This window comes from Arthrobacter sp. Leaf69 (assembly GCF_001422645.1).
GTDB lineage: Bacteria > Actinomycetota > Actinomycetes > Actinomycetales > Micrococcaceae > Arthrobacter.
This window is the reverse complement of sequence record NZ_LMLR01000011.1, coordinates 270,915-296,248: the sequence shown is the minus strand read 5'-3', so window position 1 is coordinate 296,248 and position 25,334 is coordinate 270,915. Positions and strand designations below refer to the sequence as shown.

The window sequence follows — 25,334 nt, the reverse complement described above, 5'->3', positions numbered from 1 at the left end:
GGACGGAAGCGAATTGCTGAAAAGTCGCACACATCCGTCAGCCCCCCGGCGACGAATTGCCCATAAGACGATTCACCAGGACGATTCCGGCAAAGCCAACAGGAGCAGATCAGTGTCAGATGCAGCAGGAATTCCCCCGGGCCGGCGAGTAGCCGTGATTGGCAGCGGCGTGGCGGGCCTGACCGCCGCGTACGTGCTGAACCGGCAGGACACCGTGACCCTCTTCGAAGCCGACGCACGGCTCGGCGGACACGCCCACACCCACGACGTAAGGCAGGCCGGCGGTCCCAGCCTCGGGATCGACACGGGCTTCATCGTCCACAATGAACGGACCTACCCCACACTGCTGCGGCTCTTCGCCGAACTGGGCATTGAAACCCAGGACTCGGAAATGAGCATGTCCGTCCGCTGCGACGGCTGCGGGCTGGAGTACGCCGGAGCCCGGGCCAAGGGCCGGGGAATCCTTCCGCGGCCCTCCACCGTGCTGCGCGGCCGCTACCTGCTGATGCTGCTCGAGGTGATGCGTTTCTACCGCAGGGCCCGCGCCCTGCTCGCCGCGGACACCCCAGCCGGGGAACAGGAGCTCACCCTGGGGGAGTTCCTGGCCCGGGAAAAGTTCAGCAGCTACTTCATCTCGCACTTCATGACCCCCGTGGTGAGCGCGGTCTGGTCCTGCGATCCCACCACCGCGCTGGCTTACCCGGCACGCTACCTCTTCACCTTCCTGGGCCACCACGGCCTGCTCGGGGTCTCCGGTTCACCGCAGTGGCGCACCGTCACCGGCGGCTCGCGCACCTACGTGGACAGGGTCGCCGCCACCTTGCCGGATATCCGCCTCTCCAGCCCTGTCACCGGAGTGCGCCGCCACGAGCACGGTGTGGAGCTGACCACGACGACCCGCACGGGAACAGTGACCACCGAGAACTTTGATGCCGTGGTCATCGCCACACATCCGGCCCAGGCCCTGGACATGCTCACCGACGCCTCGCCCGCCGAGCGCGAGGCCCTGGCCGGCATGCCGTACTCGGTCAACCACACGGTCTTCCACCGCGACGCCGCCGTCTTGCCGTCCAGCGACAACGCCAAGGCCTCCTGGAACTACCGGCTGCCGTCCTGCGATGCCCGGCCGGACAAGGTCCTGGTCAGCTACGACATGACCCGGCTGCAGCGGCTGGCCCCCGTGGACATGGGGCGCTACATCGTCAGCCTGGGCGAATCGGAGCTGATTGCGGACGACACCGTGATCGAGCGCATGGTCTACGCGCACCCGCAGTACACCCCGGATTCCTTGAGGGCCCAGCAGGGGATCCTGGCGTTGGGCGATGACCGGCTGGCCTTCGCCGGCGCTTACCACGGCTGGGGGTTCCACGAAGACGGCGCCCTCTCCGGCGTTAAAGCCGCGGAGCGGCTCGGCCGCACGTGGGACGACCCCGCCGTCGCGCTGAACGAGGAATACCGCGCCGTCGCCGTCGATCCTGACCTGCAGACCGTCCCCGCGGAGGGCTCATGAACGCATCGGCCGCTATCTACCGCACGTCCATCGCGCACGTGCGCCGCACCCCGCTGCATAACGCCTTCACCTACCGCAGCTACAGCTGGTACGTCGACGTCGATGCCCTCCCCAGGCTCCCGCGCTGGCTGGCCCCGCTGGCCGGCTTCTCCGTGGCGGACCACCTGGGCGACCCGGACGGGACGCTGCGAGGCAACGTCGAGCGCTACCTTGCCACCCAGGGCATCACGCTCGACGGCGGCCGGATCACCATGCTGGCCAGCGCCCGTGTCTTCGGACACGTCTTCAACCCGCTAAGCCTGTTCTGGTGCCACGACCCTGCGGGCGGGCTGCGCTGCGTGATCGCCGAGGTCCACAACACCTACGGGGAGCGGCACTGCTACCTGCTGGAGACCGACGACGCCGGCCGGGCCACCGTCCCGAAAGCGTTCTACGTCTCCCCGTTCAACGACGTCGAAGGCCGGTACCGGATGAAGCTTCCGGAACCGGGGGAGCGGCTCGCCGTCTCGATCGTCCTGGAGCGGGAAGGGCAGAAGCCCTTCGTCGCCACTGTTGACGGCGTCCGCCGCGAATCCACCGTGCCCAACATCTTGGCCGCGGCGCTCGCCGTCCCGCTGGCGCCGCTGCGGGTCGCAGCGCAGATCCGCTGGCAGGGAATCAAACTTTGGGCACGTCAGTTGCCCGTCATCAAAAGACCACACCACCCCTCACAGGAGGCAGTCCAGTGACCATGACCGAAGCGACCGGACCCCACACGGCGCAGACGAACCCGGCGCACACGAACGCTCAGACGAACCCAGGCGTGCCCTACATGGTGCCGCAGCCCCCCGCAGCCATTGACGCCGCGGTCTGGCCCAGCGTTGCCACCGTCCCCTCGAGCCTCAAGGCCCGGCTGGCGGGCCGGGCCGCGGACGCCATCTTCCGCGCCGCCGTGCGCCGCCTTCCGCTGGAGGTGCGCTACCCCGACGGCACCGTCCTGGGCAAGGCCGCGTCCGGCCAGACCGAACCGGGCCAGGTCTTCCCGGTCATGACCATGAACCGCCCGGAGGCCTTCGCAGCCCGGCTCGGCGACGGCGGCCTGATCGGCCTGGGGGAGTCCTACATGGCCGGGGACTGGGACGCCGATGACCTGACAGCGGTGATGGAAGTCTTCGCCGCACGGGTGGGGACCCTGGTGCCTGAGCCGCTGCAGAAACTGCGCGGACTCTACCTCCCGCGCACCCCGCGCACGGAACGGAACACGGAGCAGAACACCCGCTCCAACATCTCCCGTCACTACGACCTGTCCAACGAACTCTTCGCGACGTTCCTGGACAGCACCATGACGTACTCCAGCGCTCTCTTCCCGGAGAACGGTGATGCGCTGCGCAACGTTGCCTGGGACGGCCTGGCCGCCGCACAGCAGGCGAAGATCGACCGGCTGCTGGACAGGGCCGGAGTCACCAAGGGGACGCGCGTGCTGGAGATCGGCACCGGCTGGGGCGAACTGGCCCTCCGCGCCGCGGCGCGCGGCGCCACGGTCTACTCCGTGACCCTGTCCAGCGAGCAGCAGGAGCTGGCCAGGCAACGCGTCGCCGAGGCAGGCTACGCCGACGCCGTCACGATCGAGCTCAAGGACTACCGCGCGGTGGAGGGCGAGTTCGACGCCGTCGTTTCGGTGGAAATGATTGAGGCGGTCGGCTATGAGTACTGGGCCACGTACTTCCAGACGATCGAGCGGGTCCTGGCCCCCGGCGGGAAGGTGGCCATCCAGGCGATCACCATCGGACACGACCGGCTGATCGCCACCCGGACCAGCTACACCTGGGTGCACAAGTACATCTTCCCCGGCGGCGTCATCCCGTCGGTCCGGGCCATCGAGGAGATCACCGAGAAGCAGACAGGGCTCAGGGTCCGTGAGCGCCTCGCCATGGGCGAGCACTACGCCCAGACCCTGCGGCTCTGGGAGGAGCGCTTTATGGCCCGCGCGGACGACGTCCGGGCCCTCGGTTTTGACGAGGTTTTCCAGCGGATGTGGCTGTTCTACCTCTGCTACTCCCGCGCCGGCTTCGAGACCGGCTACCTCGACGTGCAGCAGATCGTGCTGGACAAGGCCGCAGGCAGGTAGCCGGCTAGGGGTAGCCGCTCAGCCGGTGAAGGATTTGCCCAGGACTCCCGCGAACATCCCGGGTTCCTGCGCCACTCCGCTGCAGCTGCTGGAAGCGTTGCTGCCCGGTTCGCGCGGGCTCGAGGAACTGCACGCAGTGTCCCTGTTAGACGACCACATGGACATTCGCCCGATGCCCCGTTCCAGGCCGAAGCTGTTCAGGCCCTCCGCGTCCGCGAGGGTGAACACCTGGCCCTTCACGTCGTTCTCGCCGATCATGGGCGTGAGCCCCATCCTGTTCCACAGGGCCGCATCGTCGAGCGGTTTACCGGCGGTCCTGTACAGCGCATCGAGTGTCTGATGCGTGGCCTCGGCGGCGCTCTTGGCCGCGTCGAGCATGGTTCGGCCCGGTGCCAGCGGCTCGAAGTTCATCACCATGATATTGATGCCGGCGAGTTCCACTCCGGCATCCAGCATGGATGTTACGGACGTCCCGCCGTCCGGGGTGAGCCCGTCCGTCGAAACCGGAAGGGTCAGCCACACCTTCAGCGGGTCACCGGCCGGACGGTTTGCCTGAATCCGCGCGACCGCCTCGGCGCGCCGCTTAGATGCGGAGTGGTCAGCCAAGCCTTCGCCTTCGACGTCGAAATCCAGGGTATCGAGGCCGTACTTTGTGATGACCGCCGTGTAAGCCTTAACCAGCGCATCGACGTCGGTGCAGGCTACAGCCAGCTCCGTGGCGAGCTGCCCCCCGAAAGCTATCGCGACGTCATTGCCGGCGGCGCGGAAGGACTTGATTTGTCCTTCGAGGTCAAGTCTGGCGCCGGCCTGATCGAGAGTGTAATAGCCGTCCCAGGATGGTTCGCACGGCTGCGTCGGATGGGCTCCGATGAACGACAGGACCGCTGTGATGGTGCCTTGCGCGGGCAGGTCCTGGAGCCGGAGGTTCGGGGTCAGTGTCACGTCAAGGTAGCCGCCGAACCACTGCGGAACCGCCGGGGCCTTGCTCATGCCGTCCTCCCGTCCGTAGTTCCCCGGATCCGCGGGAGCGCAGGTCCCCACGGCCATCACGACGACGGCGGCCGCCAGTAGCCTGCTCCAGCTGCGGGACATTGGCGACTGTCGTGATCGCATGCATGCTCTCCATTGTTCACCAGCCGGGACGGCCGCCAGGGCTCAGGCGGTTCCTTGGCCGGAAGGCCTGTGGTCATGAAGCGGCCAATCGGTCGGAGGTGGCCGGGGCGAGGGCGGCCAGCTTCCCGGGGCCGGCCGGCATCAGGACGCTGTTGGTGCGTTCGGGCCGGTACCAGCCGACTGCGGTGCCGCGCAGTGCCAGGATTGCGGATCCGAACAACACGTAGGCGCGGAGAGGTTCGTAAATGAGCCTGTAGATGGGAACCACCAGGAGGTGCGTGGGGCTCTCACCGACCATCACGATCGCCACAATCGAAATGAGCATGTGCGTTGCGACGACGAACAACGAGAACAGCGCGACGGCCTGCCATTCCCCGCGGGCGAGGCTGGTCACCGCGACTGCGACCGTCAGGGGCATAAAAACCAGCGGGACAAGTACCGAAATCAGTGCGTACGGCATGGTGAGCAGACCGAGGGCGCCGAACCGGGGATTGAACAGCATGTGCCGGTGCTTGTACAGGGTCTGGATGTTGCCATAGGTCCAGCGGAGCCGCTGCTTGAACAATCCCCGGACAGTCATGGGCGCCTCGGTCCACGCGACGGCTTTGTTCTCCTGGACGATGCTGTACCCGAGTTGCTGCAGGGAAAGGGTCAGGTCCGCGTCCTCTGCGAGCGTGTCATGGGAGTAGCCGCCTCCCTTGACGAGGGCGTCCCTCCGCCAGGCCGCGCAGGCGCCGGGAACAATGGAGATTGCTCCCATGAGGCCCTCCGCCATTCGGGTGACACAGATGCCGGAAAGGTATTCCAGGCCTTGCCAGGCCGTCAGGATATTGCGGCGGTTTCCGACTTTCACGAGCCCGGCAACCGCGCCGACTATCTTCCCGTTCCGAGGTTCCAGGAAATGGCGGGCGAACATCTTGATCGTCTGCGGTTCAAACAGCGTGTCACCGTCGAGGGTGATCACGATTTCGCCGCGCGACTGGTTTATTCCATGGTTACTCGCGGCTGATTTTCCGCCATTGGGTTGGTCGATGACACGCAGTTGTGGCCATGTCTTGGCGTATTCGGAAAGAACCGCGAGGGTGCCGTCGGTGGAGCCGTCGTTGATGGCGACGACTTCCATACGCGGGTAGTCGCTGGCTCTGAGGGCGTCGAGCGTTTTGGCGACAACGAGTTCCTCGTTGAAGACCGGCAGGACGACGCTGACGAATGGCCATTCTTCCTCTTCGACGTCCGGCCAGACGCGCCTATTCTGCCGGTGATTGTTGATCACCGCGAGGACAACGTAAAGGAATGTCAGGATAGTCAGCGAGCCGATGCCGAACCAGAACAACCATGTGAGCAGCACGTTCGGTGTGACCAAATACGTGGTCATCGCGGCCAGGGTCGCGTTGTCTTCCACGGCACCCTGGACGTCGCCCCGGGGGATGAATTCGGGTGGCAGTATGGGTGCGACCGTGGTGAAAGTGTAACCCTGCGCTTTTGCCTGGGGGATAAACGTTTTCAGCATTTCGAGGGTCGCGCTGCGGTCGCCGCCGCCATCGTGAACCAGGACAATATGCCCTTGCCCGTCAAGTTTCTGCGCCTTGATCGGAACTCCTGGCGCGTAGGACCAGTCACGCGTATCAAAGTCCATATTGATGTGGAGGAACCCCAGCTGCTGGGACTGCAGGAGGGCCAAGGAGTTGTTTCCCGGGTCGCCGGTCGGAATCCGGAACAGTCGGGTTGCGTAATTATCCGAGGCACGCATCACCCGGTCCGCCCCGATGATCTGCTGGCGGTTGAACAGGTCGTCGTGGGCCCAGAAATCGATGTGGGACATCGTGTGATTGCCCACCATATGACCTTCCTGCGTCATGCGGCGGAAGATATCCGGGTATTTGACCACGTTGTCGCCCACCGTAAAGAACGTCGCCGGCACACCTTCACGGGACAGCAGGTCCAGAATTTCCGGTGTGTTTCGGGGATCGGGCCCGTCATCAAAGGTCAACATCAAGGTGTGGTCTGCCGGTTTCCCGAAGGTCTCCATGGCGTAGGGGCTGTCGCCGATCAGCTCAATTTCCTCCGCTGTGGCCTCCCGCCAGATGGTGCTGCTGAAGGGGTCCTTCAGCAGCACTTTGCCGTTAACCCGCTCAATGAGGGCGATCCGGTCGAAAGCAAAGCCCCCTTCAGGGCCGATCCGGGGAATATTCTGCAGGTCCGCAGTGGACAAGAGCTTGCGCGGATACTCCACGGACTGGTTCTCCTGGCCCTTCCACACTGGTGCGCTGGCGGCAGGCAGAATCGAGACGACCGAGAGGACTATCAACAGCACGCTGGCCACCAGCGCTACAAGTATTTTGCGCCAACGCTTTCCACTCGGGTCAAAGAAGACCGGGGGACTTACGGGAAGGGGGGCAGGTTTAGTCATGAATTTCCTCGCCAGGGAATCGTGCTTCTAATGGCCTGACCTGAATCAGGGTGTGAGCGCCAAGGCTCGTTTTGGGGCTCGAAGCCCGAAACGGCGATCAATTCGCAGGAGGAGAATCGGCGCTCATCTGACCCCGCCCCTTACTTCGTCCGAGCCGCCGTTCTCCGGCGTACTCCATGTCTTCGAGGTTAGGAGCGCCGGATAGGGTCGCACACGCGTAAGAAACACCTGCGTTTTCCGGGCGCTTCTACTTGCTTCGCGGGCGGACTACGTCGCCCTGATGACTTGGGTGCGAGTATGGGCGGCCCGGCCCGGCCCATTTGGCGGCACCGGTTGACGGTTATGGACGTTCGGCATTCAGCTGTTTTGCGAACGTTGAAGCGCCGTGCCAAAAAGGCGCCGGGGCCCTTCGTTTGTACTTTCTTTGGCAGTGCCCGAAAGGGCGCGAATTCCCCGTTTTCGGGCCGTAATTCGGCCGGGCTTTTCGCCGCGGGGCAGCTTCGCCTGAGGGAATCTGTAAGACGTCCTACTTGCGGCTATCGCGACAGCGGCGGGCAAGGTAGCGTTCGACGTACTTGGCAGGGCTTTGTGGAGGCAGAGGCAGAATGCGCAGAGGAGTCGGAGTGGCCGCAGGCTTGGTGGCGGTTGCCTTGGCGGCTGCCGCATGCCAGGGCCCGGGCCCGTCGCCGTCACCGTCGTCCCAGCGACCGTCGCCGCCGCCGTCGTCTCAGCGACCGTCGCCGCCGCCGATACCTGCTCCGTCGCAGGCGGTCCGGACGGCAGCTCCCGACACGTTCATCACGGCTTACACGTGGTATGACAACACCCCGCCGGGCTCTCCGAACATCAGCCACCCGGTGCTGCACAAGAAGGCCGGCGGGACCGGAACCTATGCGGATCCGGTGACTATCGCCGTCGGGCATTCCTTGGAGACGGGGAAGGACGTCCTTGATGTCCCCGCCGGTACCCGGATCTATCTTCCTGACGTGCGGCGCTATTTCATCGTCGAGGACACGTGCGGGGACGGCCCGGTCCCGGAGGAAGGGCCGTGCCACGCCGGCGCGGACGAACACGGTGACACGTCGACCTGGCTCGACATCTGGATCGGCGGCGAAGGCGAAAGCGAGGCGTTTGCCGATGACTGCACGGAGCAGGTAACCGGTGTGCGTGCCGCGGTCTTCCACCCTGCCGACAATTTCGTCGTAGCCTCCGGCGAAGGCGTAATCCACGACGGCACGTGTGACAGCGGCTACGGCAATCAACTGATCACCACGACGCCGGCCCGGTAGCAGGCGCCGGGATGTGATGCGGAAACCCTGAAATCCCGCGATGGGGAGACGGCGCGCCGTCGATTAGCCAGTCTGTGCCCGTCGAGGTAACGTTTAGGTCACCGGTTGGCACACACGCCAAAATGGAGCGTCCCGAACGCTGTTGCGTGTGATAAGTCCCCAGGTCGGGGCGCCTTGCGTTCCTTATGCCGGTACCAACTCCGGGCAGGACTTCCCCCTTGGGGTCTGCCCTTTTCCGCACTCGCACGAAGAGGCTTTATTTTCCATGCGCAGAAATAGTCTGCTGGCCGCCGGCCTGCTCTCGGTCCTACTCGCCACGTCGGCGTGTGGCGCCGGAACCGGCACGCCAAACTCATCCGCACAGTCTTCAGCGTCGGCCGGTGCCTTTGAAGCTAACGCCAGCACCGGGCCCGATTCCGCATCCGGCGAAGTCGGCACCTCCCAGCGTGCCGCGGCCGAGAAGGCCAAACTTGCCGCCGCGGCTGCCAAGAAGACCAAGGCTGACGAAAAGGCCAAGGCTGCCGCCGTCCAGAAGGCCAAGGCAGCCGCTGCCGCAGCAGCCCGGAAGGATGCCGCGAAGGCGCCGGCAGCACCCCCGGTGCCGGCGGCCGACGCCGTGCCCGCCGTACCTGTCGCGGTTCCTGCCGCTCCGAAGCCCGCGCCGGCACCCGCCGTGCCGGCGTCGTCCTCCGAACGGATCGTCACCACCGCGTTCACCACGGCGTACACCTGGCACGACAACACGCCGGCGGGCTCGGCCACCATCAGCCACCCGATCCTGCACAAGACTGCGGGCGGCACGGGCACTTACAACGACCCGATCACCATCGCCGTCGGGCATTCCCTCGCCACCGGCAAGGACGTGCTGGATTTCCCGGCCGGCACGCGGATCTACCTCCCGGACGTGCGCCGCTACTTCATCGTTGAGGACACCTGCGGCGACGGCGACGAGCCCCAGGGCGGCCCGTGCCACCAGGGCGTCAACGTGCACGGCACCAACTCCACCATCTGGATCGACATGTGGATCGGCGGCCAGAGCCTCAGTGCCCAGGGCGCCGACAACTGCGCCAGCAAGGTGACGGACGTCCACACTGCCGTCTTCAACCCGGCCAGCAACTACGCAGTGGCACCGGGCGCAGGCGTCGCCCATGACGGCAAGTGTGACGCCGGGTATGGCAGCACCCTCGTAAAGAAGTAAGCACAGGGGACTGGCTTCCGGCTGCTGTCGGACGCCTTGCGGGGGCCGGCGGATCTTCGCCGGCCCCCGCCTTCGTGTGCTGGAGTTGGCCGAGGCCCAAAGACCCTGTTCAACCGGCCCGGACGCGGCAGAATTGAGCGGACTGGTCGCACCCAATAGGGGAGGGCGCCATGTTCCGGTCCGGCAGAGCAGTTTCCGCAGCGTTTTGCGTCGCCGTCCTGCTGGCCGCCTGCACGCCGTCCGGCACCCCGGCACCAAGTTCCGGGACAGCCTCGCCCACTTCCTCGCCCGGCTCCTCGGAACCGGCTCTCACTCCGGCGGCGGGGGCAGCGCCCGGGGAGTCGGACGAGCCCGAGTGGAATACCTTCACGACGCCGGACGGCAGGCTGATGTTCGACTACCCGCCCGACTGGAGCGTCGAGGACCGGGCCCGTGAGGCGGCGCCCGGCGGGATCTTTGTGGACGTCGTCGACGCGGCCGGGAAATCAATGGCAACGTTGCGGACCAACATTGCCGCCAAGGCCGAATGCACCCAGAAGTATCCGTACGCCTTGATGGACTCGGAGTCGTTGCCGGCCCTGGCTCAGAAAGGGGCGGCGCCGCGCTTTGTCTTCGAGGGCCGCGACGACCACGGATCATACCCCTCGAAGCCGGCCCCCCTGTCCTATGGGATTACCTCCGCGCCGTTGCCCTCCGGGCGCACCGCCTGCCCGATCTTCCAGTTCTTCACGTGGCCGCCCGGGGTGGCGTCGTTCAGCGGTGTCTACAACGCCGTCGCCACGGCCCGGGGTGTCACGCCCGACGTGAACACTCCGGAGGCCTACACGGCAACGGAGGAGTACGACCAAATACGGCAGACGATCACGTCGCTCCGCCCTGCGAAGTGAGGCAGCTGCGTACTGGGCGCCGGGCCGGTACCAATCCTGTGCCGTTGACCACTACATGTAGTGCCTAGTACCACCTTGGCTCCCCGTGGCAGCAGACCGCGACACGCCGTCCAGCGTGCGACACGCGGAGCGGTTAATTGTGGCTAAGTACTCCACAGGGTGTGGATTTCGTCCTTGAAAATGGCTGAAACCCGGACATTTTGAAGCCCCCGGGCTGTGGATTAAAAGTGGGCGGAATGACATACTTGTAATACATCATCTTGGGGTCCGCGCGGGACTCTTGCACTACATGTAGTATCGACATACAGTTCGAGCGAAGCGGTTGCAGACCGCCAGGCGAGGCCAGTAACGGATAAGAATTCCTGTTCCGGGCGGGCCCACCGGACACGAACCAAAGACTTCAACAAAGGGGACAGGGACATGACCGTTACGGTTTACACGAAGCCGGCTTGCGTGCAGTGCAACGCGACCTACCGCGCACTGGACAAGAAGGGCATCACCTACCAGAGCGTCGACATCTCGCAGGACGCGGATGCCCTCGAACGCCTGAAGGCCCTGGGCTACATGCAGGCCCCGGTTGTCGTCACGGACCAGGACCACTGGTCCGGCTTCCGCCCCGACAAGATCGAAGAACTGGCGCAGGCTTCCGCCGTCGCCGTAGCCTGAACCGCTTCGACAGAAAACGCACGTCAGATGAGGTGACTTCCATGGCACTGGCAACCGCCGTTACGACGCCGACCGGCGCCCGGTCGCCGGCGGGGGACGACGCCAGAACCACCGGCAGCCACCTCATCTACTTCTCCTCAACCTCCGAGAACACCGCACGCTTCATCAGGAAGCTGGGCATCGACGCCGCCCGGATTCCCCTCCACGCGAGGGAACCCGCGCTCGTGGCAACCGAACCCTATGTGCTGGTGCTTCCCACCTACGGAGGTACCGGGGGAGAGGGATCCGTTCCGAAGCAGGTCATCCGTTTCCTGAACGATCCGCGCAACCGGCAGCAGCTCCGGGGGGTGATCGGGGCGGGCAATACGAACTTTGGGGACAACTACTGCATGGCCGGCGACATCATCGCCGCGAAATGCCAGGTCCCGCACCTACATCGATTCGAACTCATGGGGACGCCGGAAGACGTCAGCCGAGTACAACAAGGATTGGAAGAATTTTGGACACGACTGTCGCAGACACAGAAGTAACCGGGTCCGGCTCCGCCGCGAAGCCCGCCGTCGAGAAGCACACCGTCCCCGGTGAGAAGCCGGCCATGCCGGCCGCCTACCAGGGCCTGGGCTACCACGAGCTCAACGCCATGCTGAACCTCTACGGTCCCAACGGCGAGATCCAGTTCGAGGCCGACCGCGAGGCCGCACACCAGTACTTCCTGCAGCATGTGAACAACAACACCGTGTTCTTCCACGACCTCGAGGAAAAGCTCGACTACCTCGTCAAGAACGAGTACTACGAGCGCGAGACCCTCGACCAGTACACGATGAACTTCATCCGCGAGCTCTACAACCGCGCCTACAAGAAGAAGTTCCGCTTCGAGACGTTCCTCGGCGCGTTCAAGTTCTACACCTCCTACACGCTGAAGACGTTCGACGGAAAGCGCTTCCTGGAGCGCTACGAGGACCGCGTCTGCATGGTGGCCCTGCACCTGGCCCGCGGCGACGAGAAGCTCGCCACGCAGATGGTGGACGAAATCATCGAGGGCCGCTTCCAGCCTGCCACCCCGACGTTCCTGAACGCCGGCAAGCGCCAGCGCGGCGAGCTGGTCTCCTGCTTCCTGCTCCGCATCGAAGACAACATGGAGTCGATCGGCCGGTCCATCAACTCGGCCCTGCAGCTGTCCAAGCGCGGCGGCGGTGTGGCGTTCGCGCTGACCAACATCCGCGAGGTCGGCGCGCCGATCAAGCAGATCGAGAACCAGTCCTCCGGCGTCATCCCCGTGATGAAGCTCCTCGAGGACAGCTTCTCCTACGCCAACCAGCTCGGTGCCCGCCAGGGTGCCGGCGCGGTGTACCTGCACGCGCACCACCCGGACATCTACCGCTTCCTGGACACCAAGCGCGAGAACGCGGACGAGAAAATCCGCATCAAGACCCTCTCGCTGGGCGTCGTCATCCCGGACATCACGTTCGAGCTGGCCAAGAAGGACGAGGACATGTACCTGTTCTCGCCGTACGACGTCGAAAAGGTCTACGGCATGCCGTTCTCCGACGTCTCGGTCACCGAGAAGTACTACGAGATGGTGGACGATTCCCGGATCAAGAAGACCAAGATCAAGGCGCGCGAGTTCTTCCAGACTCTCGCCGAGATCCAGTTCGAATCCGGCTACCCGTACATCATGTTCGAGGACACCGTGAACCGGGAAAACCCGATCGACGGCAAGATCATCATGTCCAACCTGTGCTCCGAGATCCTCCAGGTCTCCCAGCCCACCACGTACCACGATGACCTGTCCTACGACCAGACCGGCAAGGACATCTCCTGCAACCTGGGTTCGCTGAACATCGCCAAGACCATGGACTCGCCCGACTTCGGCCTGACCATCGAGACGGCCATCCGGTCCCTCTCGGCTGTCTCGGACATGTCCAACATCACCTCGGTGCCCTCGATCGCCCGCGGCAACGACCAGAGCCACGCGATCGGCCTCGGCCAGATGAACCTACACGGCTACCTGGCCCGCGAGCGGGTGCACTACGGCTCCGAAGAGGGCCTGGACTTCACCAACATCTACTTCTACTCGGTGGTGTTCCACGCGGTCCGCGCGTCCAACCTGCTGGCCATCCAGACCGGCCAGACGTTCGGCGGCTTCGAGAAGTCCAAGTACGCCTCCGGCGAGTTCTTCGACAAGTACACGGACCAGGAATGGGTCCCGCAGACCGCCAAGGTCGCGGAGCTGTTCAAGAACATCCACATCCCCACGCAGGATGACTGGCGCGAGCTGAAGGCCTCCGTCATGGAGCACGGCATCTACAACCAGAACCTGCAGGCTGTGCCGCCGACCGGCTCGATCTCCTACATCAACAACTCCACCTCCTCGATCCACCCGGTGGCGTCCAAGATCGAGATCCGCAAGGAAGGCAAGCTGGGCCGCGTGTACTACCCGGCGCCGTACCTGACGAACGACAATCTGGAGTACTACCAGGACGCGTACGAGATCGGCTACGAGAAGGTCATCGACACCTACGCTGCGGCCACGCAGCACGTGGACCAGGGCCTGTCCCTGACGCTGTTCTTCAAGGACACCGCCACCACGCGCGACATCAACAAGGCCCAGATCTACGCCTGGAAGAAGGGCATCAAGACCATCTACTACATCCGTCTCCGCCAGCTCGCGCTGGAAGGGACCGAGGTCGAGGGTTGCGTCAGCTGCATGTTGTAGCCGATATCGGTTGATTTTGCTGAAGTACGACGGCGGGCGCCCGCCCGCCGTCGTACGCTTTAACTAGAGAACTAACCCAACATTGAGGGGATGACATGACCGAAAAGGTCAAGCTGCTTAGCCACGTTGAAGCCATTAACTGGAACCGCATCCAGGACGAGAAGGACGTGGATGTCTGGAACCGCCTGGTCAACAACTTCTGGCTGCCGGAGAAGGTACCGCTGTCCAACGACGTCCAGTCGTGGGCGACGCTGACCCCGGACGAGCAGCAGCTCACCATGCGCGTGTTCACGGGCCTGACCCTGCTGGACACCATCCAGGGCACCGTCGGCGCCGTATCGCTGATTCCGGACGCGCTCACCCCGCATGAGGAGGCTGTCTACACGAACATTGCGTTCATGGAGTCCGTGCACGCCAAGAGCTACTCCTCCATCTTCTCCACGCTGGCCTCCACCAAGGAGATCGACGAGGCGTTCCGCTGGTCCACCGAGAACGAGAACCTTCAGAAGAAGGCCCAGATCGTCATGGACTACTACCAGGGCGACGATCCCCTGAAGCGCAAGGTGGCCTCCACTCTGCTGGAGAGCTTCCTGTTCTACTCGGGCTTCTACCTGCCGATGTACTGGTCCTCGCGGGCCAAGCTGACGAATACGGCCGACCTCATCCGCCTCATCATCCGCGACGAGGCCGTGCACGGCTACTACATCGGCTACAAGTTCCAGAAGGGCCTGGAAGGCCTGTCCGAGGAGCGCAAGCAGGAAATCAAGGACTACACCTTCGAGCTGCTCTTCGAGCTGTACGAAAACGAAGTCCAGTACACGCACGACCTCTACGACTCCGTCGGCCTGGCCGAGGACGTCAAGAAGTTCCTGCACTACAACGCCAACAAGGCGCTGATGAACCTGGGCTACGAGGCCATGTTCCCGGCCTCCGTCACCGACGTGAACCCGGCCATCCTCTCGGCCCTGTCGCCGAACGCGGACGAGAACCACGACTTCTTCTCGGGCTCGGGTTCGTCCTATGTGATTGGCAAGGCTGTTAATACTGAGGACGACGACTGGGACTTCTAGTCCCATTGTGACGGACTGTTGCCATCACCACGAGTCAGGTCCCGCACGTTTCTCGTGCGGGACCTTTCTCGTCTGCGGGTTTAAGGGAATGTACGCATACCAGTCCAACGGCATGCTGCGGGCTCACTCGGGAGGTCTAGGCGAACGGTCGGGCAAGCTCGGCGTCGCCACGGGCGACGGCCCCTACGGGCCCTGGGTCAGAACAGCGGGACGTCGGTAAGTCTCGATAGTTGATCCAGGAGCTGGTCCTGGAAGCCGGGGTCCAGGGATTCAGGGGAGGGTGTACGCAGTTTCCGATGGTGCCAGTACCCGCCGCTGGTGAGGGCGGCCGGATCGTGGCTGGTGGCCAGCCACGTCTGGGTAAGATGCCCCAGTTCCAGGTCGTCGGGCGCCCCGGGGCCGCCCATTCTGGTGGGAACCCAGCCGGGGTCGACGGCGTTGCTCAGCACCGAGGGCCAGCGTCGGGCAACAGCGAGAGCCAGCGCGGTGACGTACAGCTTGCTCTCGGCGTAGGCTTGCCCGGCGTCCCACCGCCGCTCGGCCCAATCGATGTCCGCCAGTGAGGCCCTGCCGCTTCGGTGGAGGCCGCTGCTGAGGAAGATCAGGCGGTCCGGCCTGTCGATCAGCGCGGTGAGGAGGTACGGGGCCAGAGTATTCACGGCCAGCGTCCGGGCGTGCCCCTCCGCCGTGGTGCGACGTGTTGGTTCCAGATAAGTGCCGGCGTTGTGGATGATGGCGTCCATCCGGCCGATGCTGTTTACCTGCTCGGCCAGCGACCGAGTTTCTGCGGCGCTGCTGAGATCGCCGACCACGACGCCGGCCGCCTGGGCTGCCATCTTGCCGAGAGCGCCGGCGCGTTCGGGTGTTCGCGCGTGCAGGACGACGTCGTGACCGTCGTCGAGAAGGGTACGTGCGGCGGCGAGTCCCAGCCCGGAGGCGGAACCGGTAATGAATATTCGTGCCACGACGTCTGCCTCACTCGGTTCGTTGGGGTCGGCTGGGCATGGCACCACGATAGCCCACGAGATGTCCGGGGATCCGGTCCAGGACCGGCGCCCCGGTCTCCAGGCATCGATCCTGATCGCCGCGGCAAGCGCGGCGCCCGTGGACGCTGCGGCACGTGGGGACGGGGAAACACACTCAGATAAAGGCCGTCCGGGCTATCATCGGTAAAATTCATCGTTCGGAAGAGTGGAGCAATAAAATGCAACTCGGCGCCTTTTCGATCAGCCTCGCCGTGAAAGACATCGCGGCGTCCGCGGCGTTCTACAAGAATCTTGGATTTACGGACCACGGCGGCGACATTACCCAGAACTGGATAATTCTGAAGAACGGCGAAGCTGTTATCGGCCTCTTCCAGGGGATGTTTGAGAAGAACATGCTTACGTTCAATCCTGGCTGGAATCAGAACGCGGAGGCGCTCGACTCATTCACTGATGTGCGCGAACTCCAGCGGGAACTGAAAGCCAAGGGCACGGATTTCCTTTCGGAGGCAGACGAGGGAACGACGGGGCCGTCGAGCTTTATCGTTCTGGACCCCGATGGCAACCCGGTTCTCGTAGATCAGCACGTCTGACATAGGACGCCACGGCGGGCCCCTATGGCTTCAAACGCCGATTTGTTTCAAACGTCTTATGCTGTGACGGCAACTGTTATGAGCGCGACGAAAACCCAGGGGGACCAATGTCTACAAGTCAGTACGGATCACAATTCGCCTATCAGCACCCGGATCAGCAACCCGTGACGATGGGGCAGTTGCGGTGGTACATGGAGGGCATGCGGCACGCCCGGCTGGCCACATTGTTCGGCATCCTGGCGATATTCGCTCTGGGGGCCTTGTTTGGGCCGTTGGCGATAGTCCAGTCGAAGAAGGCTGAGGCTTTTGGTGTGCCGGCGCCCGAGGGTCGGGTGCTTGGCTGGGTGGGGATCGCCTTGTTCATCGTGTGGGTGGTGTTTTTCATCATGTACATGGCACTGATTTTCACCATCATCGGGACCCTCCCGGAGTCGGGCAGAACAGACGCATAGCAGCCAGGACGTCATATCCTGCCGCGCCGCGCCGCGCCCCGCCTGGTCCCGTCAGCTGGCAGGGATCACCAGGCCCTTGAACTTGGTCTGCAGGAAATCCTTCATGTCCTGCGAGGTCAGGATCTTGTACAGCTTCTGCACCCGCGGATCATCCTTCATCTCGGCCTTTACGGCCAGGACGTTGTAGTACGCGCTGTCCTTGCCCTCGACCAGCAGCTGCTTGTCAGCGCTCAGCCCGGCGGGAAGGGCGAAAGCCAGCGTCACGATGGCGGCGTCCTTGTCGTTGAGGGCCTGCGGCAGGCTGGCGTTCTCGATCTCCGTGAACTCGAGGTTCTTCGGGTTCGCGGTGACGTCCTTGAGCGTTATCGGGTTCTCTTTGACTTCGATCAGGCCCTTGGACGCCAGCAGCTTCAGGGCGCGAGACTCATTGGTGGGGTCGTTCGGGATGGCCACCGATGCGCCATCGGGAAGCTCCTCCAGACTGGCCACGTCATTGGAGTAGAGGGCCATCGGCGGCAGGTAGACCTTGCCCACGCTGACCAGATCCTTGCCGGCGGCTTTGTTGTATGTCTCCATGAACGTGGTGTTCTGGAACAGGTTGGCGTCAATGTCGCCGTCGCTCACGGCCGGGTTGGGCGTGTTGTAGTCGCTGAATTCCTTGTAATCAACGGTGAGGCCTTCCTTGGCGGCGAGCTCCCGCTGGACATGCTTGAGCATGTCCCCGGCCGGCACCGCCAGGGCGCCCACCTTGATGGTCTCGGCCGGAGCGCTTGACGGGCTCGCGCCGCAGGCGGAGAGGGCGAGGATGGCGGCCAAGCCGGTGGCGGCGACCTTCAGGACATGTGAACGGAACATGGGAACTCTTTCGCGGGAGGGAATGTGTGGGGAGGAAGATTTGCCGGGCGGGGCTACCGGTGGGACAGGCGCCGCGCCGCGAAGTTGCCGAGGGACTGGAACACCTGGACCAACAGGACCAGGAGGATGACGACGCCGAACATGTACTCGGGGCTGTAGCGCTGGTAGCCGTAGCGGAAGGCCACGTCGCCCAGGCCGCCGCCGCCCACCGCGCCCACCATGGCCGAGTAACCGATGAGCCCGACAACCGTGGTGGAAAGGCCAAGGGCCAGCGCCGGGACCGCCTCGGCCACCATGACCTTGGTCAGGATGGTCCACCGGGTGGCGCCCAGCGACTGGGCGGCCTCGACGAGCCCCACCGGCACTTCGCGGATGCCGATCTCCACCAGCCGGGCGAAGAAGGGGATGCCGGCGATGGTCAGCGGAACGATGGCCGCGGTGGGCCCGATAAAGGACCCCGTCAGCAGGCGGGTGAACGGAATGAGCAGGATCATCAGGATAATGAACGGGACGGACCTTCCGATGTTCACCACCACGTCCAGAACCCGGTTGACGAAGAACCCCAGCGCCCGGCTGCCGAAGAGCTTGGACAGCAGGCCGCCGGCCTCGGTGGCCACCAGCAGGACGCCAGTGGCCAGGCCGAAAATGACGGTGAAAAGCAGGCTCAGGCCCACCGTGTAGAACGTCTCACCCGTCCCCTTGAGGATGGTGTCGAGGAGGTCGGCCCAGAAGTACGGGTCATTGCGGTCGATCACTTGATTACCTCCACGAAGAGTCCCTGGGAACGCAGATCTTCGACGGCGCCGGCCACGGTCAGCTCGTCGCCGGGCAGCTCCAGCCGGGTGCGTCCCGTCTGGCGTCCGTGGATGGTTTCCACGGCGGCGCCCAGGATGCCGACGTCGATACCGTGCTTGCGCGCCAGCTGGGCGATGACGGGCCGGTCCGTCGTGACGCCGTTGAACGTGATTTCGACGACTGCGCTTGAGGTCTCCGGGATCTCGCCCAGGGGGAACAGCGCCTGCCCCAACAGGGACTTCTCCGTGGTCAGCAGCTGATCCACGGGCCCCTGCTCCAGGATCCGCCCGCCGCTCATGACGGCGGCGGAGTCGCAAATCCGCTTGACCACGTCCATCTCGTGCGTGATGAGCAGCACCGTCAGTCCCAGGTCCTTGCTGAGCTCGCGGATGAGGTCGAGGATCTGGCGGGTCGTTTCGGGGTCCAGCGCCGACGTCGCCTCGTCACTGAGCAGGACGGACGGGCTGGACGCCAGGGCGCGGGCTATGCCGACGCGCTGTTTCTGTCCGCCGGACAGTTGTGCGGGATAGGCCTGGGCCTTCCCGTGCAGGCCCACGAGCTCGAGGATCTCCAGTGCCCGGGCCCGCCTGGCCGGGCGGCCCGCGCCGGTGATCTCCAAGGAGAGCTCAACATTTGCCTGCACGGTCCTGCTGCTGAGCAGGTTGAAGTGCTGGAAGATCATGCCGATGTTGTGACGTGCCGCGCGAAGCTCCGCGCCGGAGAGGGTGGTCATCTCCCGGCCGTCGACAAGGACGCTGCCCGAATCCGGACGTTCCAGGGAGTTGATGGTGCGGATCAGTGTGCTCTTGCCGGCGCCGCTTTGGCCAACGACTCCGAAAATCTCGCCACGGCTGACGGACAGCGAGACGTCATCAAGCGCCCGGACCGCCGCCGCCCCGGAGCCATAGGTCTTTGAGACCCGGCTTACGGAAATCATGGTGCTCCCTGTGGTGGCTGGAATCATCGCGGAAGCGCTCCCGCGAAATTGTGCACGGGCAGCGCCCGCACACAAGCCACAAATTCTGCCAACAAGAAGTTTCCGCCGCCTAATCCGAATTTCCTGCCGTGAAACATTTCTCCACATACCCAAAGTTCTGTAATGCGAGAGATTTGCGAGGGGAATAGGCCTCCGGCCCCTGCGCTTCCGCGACAACCTGCCGCCACGTCCGCATCCGTGGAACAATGAGAGCCTGGTCACGTCCGCAAGCGGCCAGCGCCGGCCCGGCGCGTCGCGGCGGTTCCCGTAGATGCCCGTGTTGAGTCTCGCGTCGCCGCGTAGTAGCGTGACAAAATCTGTCAACACGAATCACGCCAATTCGGGAGCGACCATGGCACATGTGACACGTCGACTCATTGCCGTCACTGCGGCACTGACAATCAGCTTGACGGGCGGCGCCGTCGCCAGCCCCGCGTTCGCCGATCCAAGGGAAACCGTCAAGGACGCGACGGCCACCGGGTACGGCGGTGCTGTGAGCACCGTGGACCCAGAGGCTTCCGCCGCGGCGATCGAAGTCCTCCGCAAAGGCGGCAACGCGGCGGACGCGGCTGTCGCCGCCGCCGCCACCCTTGGTGTGACCGAGCCCTACAGCGCCGGGATCGGCGGTGGCGGCTACTTCGTGTTCTACGATGCGGATACGGGGGAGGTGGGCACCATCGACGGCCGCGAGACTGCCCCGGCCGCCATCCCGAAGGACGCGTTTATCGACAAAAGGACCGGTCAGCCTTACCCCTTCACTCCCGAACTTGTCACGAGCGGCGTCGCCGTCGGCGTCCCGGGAACGCCGGCCACGTGGGAGCGGGCCCTCGACCGGTGGGGCTCGATGAGCCTCCGCGATGCCCTCAAGCCGGCGATCAGGGTGGCCACCCGCGGCTTTGTGGTGGACAAGACCTTCCGCCAGCAGACCCTCGACAACAAGCTCCGCTTCGGGGCGTTCACCTCCACAAGCAGCCTCTTCCTGCCCGGCGGCGACGCCCCCGCAGTCGGCAGTGTCTTCAAGAACCATGACCTCGCCGAGACGTACCGGCTCCTCGCGCGCAAGGGCACCGACGGTTTCTACACCGGCCCGCTCGCGGCCGAGATCGCGGCCACGGTCCAGGCTCCGCCCAAGACGGCCCGGACAAAGCTGCCCGTCCCGGCCGGGCACCTGACAACCAATGATCTCGCCGCCTACCGCGCCCTGGACCAGGAGCCCACGAAGGTGGACTACCAAGGCCTGGAGGTCTACGGCATGGCGCCGTCCAGCAGCGGCGGCACCACCACCGGCGAGGCATTGAACATCCTGGACACGTTCGACCTGTCAGGGATGTCCCGGGCCGGCGCCCTGCACCACTACCTCGAAGCGAGCGCGCTGGCTTTCGCCGACCGCGGCAAATACGTCGGCGACCCGGCCTTCGGAGACGTCCCGGCCGAAGAACTCACGGACCCGGTCTTCGGTAAGGAACGCGCCTGCCGGATTAACCCGCTGAAGGCAGCCACGAAGCCCGTCGCGCCGGGGGACGTGTCCGCGTACGACGGCGTGTGCCCGGCCACCGCCGCGGCGCCGGCCGACGAGAAGGACACCGAGAACATCTCGACGACCAACCTGACGGTCGCGGACCGGTGGGGGAACGTGGTCGACTACACGCTCACGATCGAGCAGACCGGCGGGTCCGGCATTGTGGTCCCCGGCCGCGGCTTCCTGCTCAACAACGAGCTCACCGACTTCTCCACCGTGTACAACGAGGCCGACCCCAACCGGATCGAGCCGGGGAAGCGCCCCCGCTCGTCCATGGCGCCGACCATAATCCTTAAGGACGGCGAGCCGTTCCTCGCCCTCGGCTCGCCCGGCGGATCGACCATCATCACTACCGTCCTGCAGACGATCATGAACCGGGTGGACCTGGGCATGGGCATCTCCGCGGCTATTGCGGCACCCCGTGCCTCGCAACGGAACACGGCCAGTGTCACCGCCGAGCCGGCCTTCATCGACGTCTACGGAAAACAGCTCACAGGGTACGGCCATACGCTCACGCCGGCGGGAGACGCGTTCACCTCGGCCGCGGAGATCGGCGCAGCGACCGCCATCGAATTCCTGCCGGACGGACGCATGGTCGCAGCGGCAGAGCCCGTGCGGCGCGGGGGCGGCTCGGCGATGGTGCTCAGGCCGTCACGGTAGGGCCCGCCCCGCAGCCTCAGGGTCAGGAAGCTTTGCTACTACCGGGAGGCGGGCCCGGCGTCGATCGCGGCGGCAACCAACCGATCGAAACTGTCGGTCCCGCTCTCCGGGGGGACCACAGTGATGACCGCAAGCCACTTCTCCGGGGAGACTTTCTCCGGCGTCGCGATCCGGTCCACCTGCAGGTTGAGTCCGGGCACCCCGTCGACGAGGAGCGGGCGCGGCTCGCCGCTTTTGACCATGCGCTCAAACTCCTTGCGGGACAGCCGGTCGCCCGGGGTGTTGGTCACCTCGGCGACTGTGTCGTTCACCCTCTTGGTCAGCCCTCGCATGAAGTTCCTCCGGCGCTGGACCGCAGGAGCCGTGAAGACCGTCGCAAAGAAGGCCGTGAACAGCACAAGAGCGCCGAAACTTCGGAGGCCGGGCAAAATGGTCATCAGGATCAGGCACAGGATCAAGCCGAAGACGCTGAACTTGATGAACTTGCTCGCCGGACTTTCACCTGGTTTCTTGGACCACCGCACCACGGCGACGGCGTTCTCCCGGGGCTGATCGACCAGTGACTTTCCCATGACTAGTACCCCTTCAATTCCATCAGCGCTTCGGCCAGGATGATTGCCTCGCGTGCTTCCCTGAGATCGATCAGCAGGCCAGTATCCGGCAGGGCCGAGACCGCAACGGTTGACCCGGCGAGGGATGAAAAGATGGTGCTCAGCTTTTCGCGGTCCTGGGACAGCAGCCGGGACGACTGCAGCTTCTTCCTGCTGAGCTCCAGCTCCAGCAATGACCTGTGGATGGCCTCGCGCCGGTCCTGCATCCCCGCGAGCTTGTCCTGCACGTGCCGGAGCCGGCCGCGAAGCATCGATTCCATCTTCACGGCCACGTCGTGGAGTTCACCCAGCGCGGTGTATGACTGGGGTGACCCCGCGTGCCCGGCGAGCTGTTCGCTGACGTAATGGCGCCGTTCTTCCCAAGTCCGGACACCGGATTCGTAGGGTCCCAACAGCAGCGACACGGCTGTGAACCCCTTGTCCAACGACGCCGCCCGCGCGTTCAGGCTCGTCGTTGCGGCGTCCAACCTCGACAGGAATGCATCGTAATTGTCAGATGGCTGGGCGCTCATGGCACGAGAATAGAGGTTCCGCGCCCCGTGGCATATAGCGCGGACCGGAATCCGGCCGTCAGCATCCGGCGGGGCATGGCTGTTGGGTCATCCACCCGGGCGGCTGGGTGAACGGCTGCCGGGTTACCCATCCGGGCGGCGGCGGTGATTGCTGCCTGGTCATCGACGCGGGCGGCGGTGGGAAAGGGGCGGCGGGATAGTAACCTGCGACCTGCAGCATGTAGCTCGCCCACTGCGGGCCGGCGAGCATGTAACCGTCGATTCCTTTGTAGAAATTTCCATTGATCGTGACGTTCTGGCCGGGCCGCTTCTGCCCTTCCAAGGCGTCTCCGAAGAAGGACGCGGTGGCAATCCCGGAGGTGTAGCCGACCACCCACGTGGCGCCGTTGTTGTTCGAGGTTCCGGTCTTCGCCGCCACCGGGAACGTGGTGTGGACTTTGGGTTTGATGTAGACGCCGGACCCGCGTTTCAGAACGTCCTGGAGGACGGAGTTCACGCCGCGCGCCACCTCAGGCTTGACGGCGCGGTGGCAGTTCGTGGTCTCGGCCGGAAACACCTGTCCCGTTGCGTCGGTCACTTTGGCGATGGCCATTGGGGTGCAGTACTTGCCGTCGTTGGCGAAGGTTGCAAAAGCATTGGCCAAGTGGAGCGGCGCGACCCCAATGGCACCGAGCAGATTGCCCAGCTGGTGCATGTTGATCCGGGCGTTATCCAACCCGCTGTGGAGCCCCACGGCGTCCACCATCTTCTGGATGTTGCAGAAATCCAGTTGGGCGGCCGACGCGAAGGTTGCCGTGTTGATGGAGTTGTAGAGCCCGTAGTTAATGGGCATTGGCCGGTAGTATCCCGCGTCGTTGTTCTGGAGGTCGTCCGTGGCGTCGAGTCCGGCCAGCCGCTGAGCCGTGCTATAGGCGCCGAGTACCTTTCCGCAGCTGGATTTCCAGCGGAAACCGAGCGGATACGTGCGCCGGGAAGCGTCCACCCGGGCGGTCAGGGGCTTACCGGCGTTGAGCCATTCCGCGAACGTGAACGGTTTCATGGTGGACCCGGGCTGGAACCCGCCGGCACCGTTCAAGTCATTGCCGTCCGCGTCCTTGGAATCGACGTTGAAATTGAGCTGTGTATCGAATTTTCCTGGCTGGGGGAGGAAGACGGTGTTCTGCGCCATCGCGAGGATCCTGCCCGACCCCGGAGCTATGGAGACCAGCGACGCACCCCACTTGTCGGTGTTGGCCCCGGCCGTGGCGTCCACCTGCACCTGGGCTGCCCTCTGCAGCCTGCTGTCAAGGGTGGTGGTGATGGTCAGGCCGCCGCGGTACAGCTTCTTCTGGCGGCTGGTGAGGTCAACGCCGTAGGCCGGGTTGTTGAGGATGAGGTGTGAAACGTAATCGCAGAAGTAGGGTGCAATGTTCGCCCCGGCGCAACCCTGGTTCCCCGGGGTGATCTTCAGGTCCACCCCGGTGGCGACGGCTGCGTCATATTCAGCCTGCAGGATCTTCCCTTGGCTGAGCATTCTGGCCAGGACCTCATCACGTCGCCGGAGGGAGTTTTCCGGATGGATGGCGGGGTCGTAGAAACTGGGGCTGTTCACCAGGCCGGCGAGCAGGGCAGCCTGTGGAAGGGTGAGATCCTTGGCAGTGGTGCTGAAGAAGTAGCGGGAAGCTGCTTCAATGCCGTAGGCGTCCCGGTTGAAGAACACGATGTTGAGGTAGCCCTCCAGAATCTGATCCTTGCTGTATTTCTTCTCGAGTTCGATGGCGAGCTTCATCTCCCTCAGCTTGTCCCCGACAGTTTTCTGCCCGCTGCGGATGACCTCATCCCCCCGGTCCGAGGACACGAGGGACTCAGTGACAACATTGGCGACGTACTGCTGTGTCAGCGTGGATGCGCCCTGCCTGCCGTCACCCCTCAGGTTGCTCGACAGCGCCCGAAGAATTCCCTGCGGGTCCACACCGGCGTGCTCGTAAAAGCGCCGGTCCTCGACGGCGACGATGGCGTCTTTGATATATGGGGACATCTGGTCCAGGCCGACTCTCACACGGTTTTCCGCGTAGAAAGTGGCGATCAGTTTGCCGTCCGCGGTCAGCACTTTGGTGGACTGCGACGGCGGATCAACCGTCAGGGCCGAAGGGAGCTGGTTGAAAAACGTGATCGAATTACGGCCGGCAACGCCAGCTGCAGCAATACCGGGAACCACCAGGCCGGCGACCAGGACGCCGCAGATGACGCTGACTGTGAAGTATCCGAGGAGTCCCAGGAAGGCCGCGCCGAGACGGGAAAAGGTTCGTTTGCCCAACGTTTGTTTTCCCGGCGTTGGCCTGCTCTGCGTTAGTCTTCTTAGCGCCATTTCCCCCACCAATCCCGCCAGAAAGTGTGTCCAAAATCCTGTAAATCGCTCCGGGCCAGCCCGAC

Annotated in this window: 22 protein-coding genes; 13 read left to right on the top strand and 9 right to left on the bottom strand. The window is 64.4% G+C overall.

Annotated features, from left to right (window positions below):
* Positions 1-112: 112 nt before the first annotated feature.
* From ASE96_RS10820 to ASE96_RS10810, 3 genes are read left to right on the top strand one after another with little or no spacing between them, the layout of a single operon-like run.
* Positions 113-1,510: an NAD(P)/FAD-dependent oxidoreductase gene (locus ASE96_RS10820; protein ID WP_056429773.1), complete on the top strand. Its 1,398-nt coding sequence runs from the start codon at positions 113-115 to the stop codon at positions 1,508-1,510.
* A complete protein-coding gene (locus tag ASE96_RS10815; RefSeq protein ID WP_056429771.1) occupies positions 1,507-2,238 on the top strand; it encodes a DUF1365 domain-containing protein in 732 nt (243 codons plus the stop codon). Before ASE96_RS10820 ends, ASE96_RS10815 begins: the two co-directional genes overlap by 4 nt.
* A complete protein-coding gene (locus ASE96_RS10810) occupies positions 2,235-3,617 on the top strand; it encodes a class I SAM-dependent methyltransferase (protein ID WP_442853894.1) in 1,383 nt (460 codons plus the stop codon). Before ASE96_RS10815 ends, ASE96_RS10810 begins: the two co-directional genes overlap by 4 nt.
* Before the next feature lie 18 nt (positions 3,618-3,635).
* On the opposite strand, the gene ASE96_RS10805 is transcribed toward ASE96_RS10810, so the two are convergent.
* Together ASE96_RS10805 and ASE96_RS10800 are read right to left on the bottom strand one after the other, a co-directional pair.
* The gene (locus ASE96_RS10805) at positions 3,636-4,730 is read right to left on the bottom strand and encodes a chitinase (RefSeq protein ID WP_156367567.1); all 1,095 of its coding nucleotides are present in this window, start codon (positions 4,728-4,730) and stop codon (positions 3,636-3,638) included.
* 73 nt (positions 4,731-4,803) lie between these two features.
* Positions 4,804-7,140, bottom strand: a complete 2,337-nt coding sequence (locus tag ASE96_RS10800) for a bifunctional polysaccharide deacetylase/glycosyltransferase family 2 protein (RefSeq protein ID WP_056429767.1) — start codon at positions 7,138-7,140, stop codon at positions 4,804-4,806.
* 857 nt (positions 7,141-7,997) lie between these two features.
* On the opposite strand from ASE96_RS10800, the gene ASE96_RS10795 reads away from it, so the two are divergent.
* The 7 genes from ASE96_RS10795 (at position 7,998) to nrdF (ending at position 14,966) form a co-directional block, all read left to right on the top strand.
* Positions 7,998-8,429: a hypothetical protein gene (locus ASE96_RS10795; protein WP_056429765.1), complete on the top strand. Its 432-nt coding sequence runs from the start codon at positions 7,998-8,000 to the stop codon at positions 8,427-8,429.
* A gap of 265 nt (positions 8,430-8,694) precedes the next feature.
* Positions 8,695-9,627: a hypothetical protein gene (locus ASE96_RS10790; protein ID WP_056429763.1), complete on the top strand. Its 933-nt coding sequence runs from the start codon at positions 8,695-8,697 to the stop codon at positions 9,625-9,627.
* 170 nt (positions 9,628-9,797) lie between these two features.
* Positions 9,798-10,514 carry a hypothetical protein gene (locus ASE96_RS10785; protein ID WP_156367566.1) on the top strand — a complete coding sequence of 239 codons (717 nt, stop codon included), beginning with the start codon at positions 9,798-9,800 and terminating at the stop codon, positions 10,512-10,514.
* Positions 10,515-10,934: 420 nt separating this feature from the next.
* On the top strand, positions 10,935-11,180 hold the full coding sequence (nrdH, locus tag ASE96_RS10780; protein WP_056429759.1) for a glutaredoxin-like protein NrdH: 246 nt from the start codon (positions 10,935-10,937) through the stop codon (positions 11,178-11,180).
* Positions 11,181-11,221: 41 nt separating this feature from the next.
* Positions 11,222-11,710: a class Ib ribonucleoside-diphosphate reductase assembly flavoprotein NrdI gene (gene nrdI / locus ASE96_RS10775; RefSeq protein WP_056429757.1), complete on the top strand. Its 489-nt coding sequence runs from the start codon at positions 11,222-11,224 to the stop codon at positions 11,708-11,710.
* A gap of 65 nt (positions 11,711-11,775) precedes the next feature.
* Positions 11,776-13,896 (top strand): class 1b ribonucleoside-diphosphate reductase subunit alpha, encoded by a 2,121-nt coding sequence (gene nrdE / locus ASE96_RS10770; RefSeq protein ID WP_056430045.1) that lies wholly within the window; start codon positions 11,776-11,778, stop codon positions 13,894-13,896.
* Positions 13,897-13,991: 95 nt separating this feature from the next.
* Positions 13,992-14,966 carry a class 1b ribonucleoside-diphosphate reductase subunit beta gene (gene nrdF, locus ASE96_RS10765; RefSeq protein WP_056429756.1) on the top strand — a complete coding sequence of 325 codons (975 nt, stop codon included), beginning with the start codon at positions 13,992-13,994 and terminating at the stop codon, positions 14,964-14,966.
* Between the two features lie 197 nt (positions 14,967-15,163).
* On the opposite strand, the gene ASE96_RS10760 is transcribed toward nrdF, so the two are convergent.
* A complete protein-coding gene (locus tag ASE96_RS10760) occupies positions 15,164-15,931 on the bottom strand; it encodes an SDR family NAD(P)-dependent oxidoreductase (protein ID WP_056429755.1) in 768 nt (255 codons plus the stop codon).
* Positions 15,932-16,170: 239 nt separating this feature from the next.
* On the opposite strand from ASE96_RS10760, the gene ASE96_RS10755 reads away from it, so the two are divergent.
* Both ASE96_RS10755 and ASE96_RS10750 read left to right on the top strand, forming a co-directional pair.
* Positions 16,171-16,542, top strand: coding sequence for a VOC family protein (locus ASE96_RS10755; RefSeq protein WP_056429752.1), 372 nt, complete (start codon positions 16,171-16,173; stop codon positions 16,540-16,542).
* A 107-nt stretch (positions 16,543-16,649) separates the two neighbouring features.
* Complete coding sequence (locus ASE96_RS10750) at positions 16,650-16,994, top strand: hypothetical protein (protein WP_056429750.1); 345 nt, start codon at positions 16,650-16,652, stop codon at positions 16,992-16,994.
* Positions 16,995-17,045: 51 nt separating this feature from the next.
* On the opposite strand, the gene ASE96_RS10745 is transcribed toward ASE96_RS10750, so the two are convergent.
* The 3 genes from ASE96_RS10745 to ASE96_RS10735 are packed head-to-tail and all read right to left on the bottom strand — an operon-like array spanning position 17,046 to position 19,581.
* Positions 17,046-17,849, bottom strand: a complete 804-nt coding sequence (locus ASE96_RS10745; RefSeq protein ID WP_056429749.1) for a MetQ/NlpA family ABC transporter substrate-binding protein — start codon at positions 17,847-17,849, stop codon at positions 17,046-17,048.
* Between the two features lie 53 nt (positions 17,850-17,902).
* Complete coding sequence (locus tag ASE96_RS10740) at positions 17,903-18,604, bottom strand: methionine ABC transporter permease (RefSeq protein WP_056429748.1); 702 nt, start codon at positions 18,602-18,604, stop codon at positions 17,903-17,905.
* Complete coding sequence (locus ASE96_RS10735; RefSeq protein WP_056430042.1) at positions 18,601-19,581, bottom strand: methionine ABC transporter ATP-binding protein; 981 nt, start codon at positions 19,579-19,581, stop codon at positions 18,601-18,603. The genes ASE96_RS10740 and ASE96_RS10735 overlap by 4 nt, the downstream gene beginning before the upstream one ends.
* A 391-nt stretch (positions 19,582-19,972) precedes the next feature.
* On the opposite strand from ASE96_RS10735, the gene ggt reads away from it, so the two are divergent.
* Positions 19,973-21,799 (top strand): gamma-glutamyltransferase, encoded by a 1,827-nt coding sequence (gene ggt, locus ASE96_RS10730; protein ID WP_056429746.1) that lies wholly within the window; start codon positions 19,973-19,975, stop codon positions 21,797-21,799.
* 38 nt (positions 21,800-21,837) lie between these two features.
* On the opposite strand, the gene ASE96_RS10725 is transcribed toward ggt, so the two are convergent.
* The 3 genes from ASE96_RS10725 to ASE96_RS10715 are packed head-to-tail and all read right to left on the bottom strand — an operon-like array spanning position 21,838 to position 25,269.
* Entirely contained in the window at positions 21,838-22,371 is a 534-nt protein-coding gene (locus tag ASE96_RS10725; RefSeq protein ID WP_056429744.1) for a hypothetical protein, read from the bottom strand.
* Between the two features lie 2 nt (positions 22,372-22,373).
* Complete coding sequence (locus tag ASE96_RS10720) at positions 22,374-22,922, bottom strand: hypothetical protein (protein ID WP_056429742.1); 549 nt, start codon at positions 22,920-22,922, stop codon at positions 22,374-22,376.
* 58 nt (positions 22,923-22,980) lie between these two features.
* Positions 22,981-25,269 carry a transglycosylase domain-containing protein gene (locus ASE96_RS10715; protein WP_082492684.1) on the bottom strand — a complete coding sequence of 763 codons (2,289 nt, stop codon included), beginning with the start codon at positions 25,267-25,269 and terminating at the stop codon, positions 22,981-22,983.
* Between the last annotated feature and the right edge of the window lie 65 nt (positions 25,270-25,334).

Excerpts from the sequence above, each read along its gene's own strand:
- ASE96_RS10745 (WP_056429749.1), bottom strand. The coding sequence starts at position 17,849 with ATGTTCCGTTCACATGTCCTGAAGGTCGCCGCCACCGGCTTGGCCGCC.
- ggt (WP_056429746.1), top strand. The coding sequence starts at position 19,973 with ATGGCACATGTGACACGTCGACTCATTGCCGTCACTGCGGCACTGACA.
- nrdF (WP_056429756.1), top strand. The coding sequence starts at position 13,992 with ATGACCGAAAAGGTCAAGCTGCTTAGCCACGTTGAAGCCATTAACTGG.
- nrdH (WP_056429759.1), top strand. The coding sequence starts at position 10,935 with ATGACCGTTACGGTTTACACGAAGCCGGCTTGCGTGCAGTGCAACGCG.
- ASE96_RS10815 (WP_056429771.1), top strand. The coding sequence starts at position 1,507 with ATGAACGCATCGGCCGCTATCTACCGCACGTCCATCGCGCACGTGCGC.
- ASE96_RS10720 (WP_056429742.1), bottom strand. The coding sequence starts at position 22,922 with ATGAGCGCCCAGCCATCTGACAATTACGATGCATTCCTGTCGAGGTTG.
- nrdI (WP_056429757.1), top strand. The coding sequence starts at position 11,222 with ATGGCACTGGCAACCGCCGTTACGACGCCGACCGGCGCCCGGTCGCCG.
- ASE96_RS10750 (WP_056429750.1), top strand. The coding sequence starts at position 16,650 with ATGTCTACAAGTCAGTACGGATCACAATTCGCCTATCAGCACCCGGAT.
- ASE96_RS10805 (WP_156367567.1), bottom strand. The coding sequence starts at position 4,730 with ATGCGATCACGACAGTCGCCAATGTCCCGCAGCTGGAGCAGGCTACTG.
- ASE96_RS10725 (WP_056429744.1), bottom strand. The coding sequence starts at position 22,371 with ATGGGAAAGTCACTGGTCGATCAGCCCCGGGAGAACGCCGTCGCCGTG.
- ASE96_RS10755 (WP_056429752.1), top strand. The coding sequence starts at position 16,171 with ATGCAACTCGGCGCCTTTTCGATCAGCCTCGCCGTGAAAGACATCGCG.
- ASE96_RS10800 (WP_056429767.1), bottom strand. The coding sequence starts at position 7,140 with ATGACTAAACCTGCCCCCCTTCCCGTAAGTCCCCCGGTCTTCTTTGAC.
- ASE96_RS10735 (WP_056430042.1), bottom strand. The coding sequence starts at position 19,581 with ATGATTTCCGTAAGCCGGGTCTCAAAGACCTATGGCTCCGGGGCGGCG.
- nrdE (WP_056430045.1), top strand. The coding sequence starts at position 11,776 with ATGCCGGCCGCCTACCAGGGCCTGGGCTACCACGAGCTCAACGCCATG.
- ASE96_RS10785 (WP_156367566.1), top strand. The coding sequence starts at position 9,798 with ATGTTCCGGTCCGGCAGAGCAGTTTCCGCAGCGTTTTGCGTCGCCGTC.
- ASE96_RS10715 (WP_082492684.1), bottom strand. The coding sequence starts at position 25,269 with ATGGCGCTAAGAAGACTAACGCAGAGCAGGCCAACGCCGGGAAAACAA.
- ASE96_RS10790 (WP_056429763.1), top strand. The coding sequence starts at position 8,695 with ATGCGCAGAAATAGTCTGCTGGCCGCCGGCCTGCTCTCGGTCCTACTC.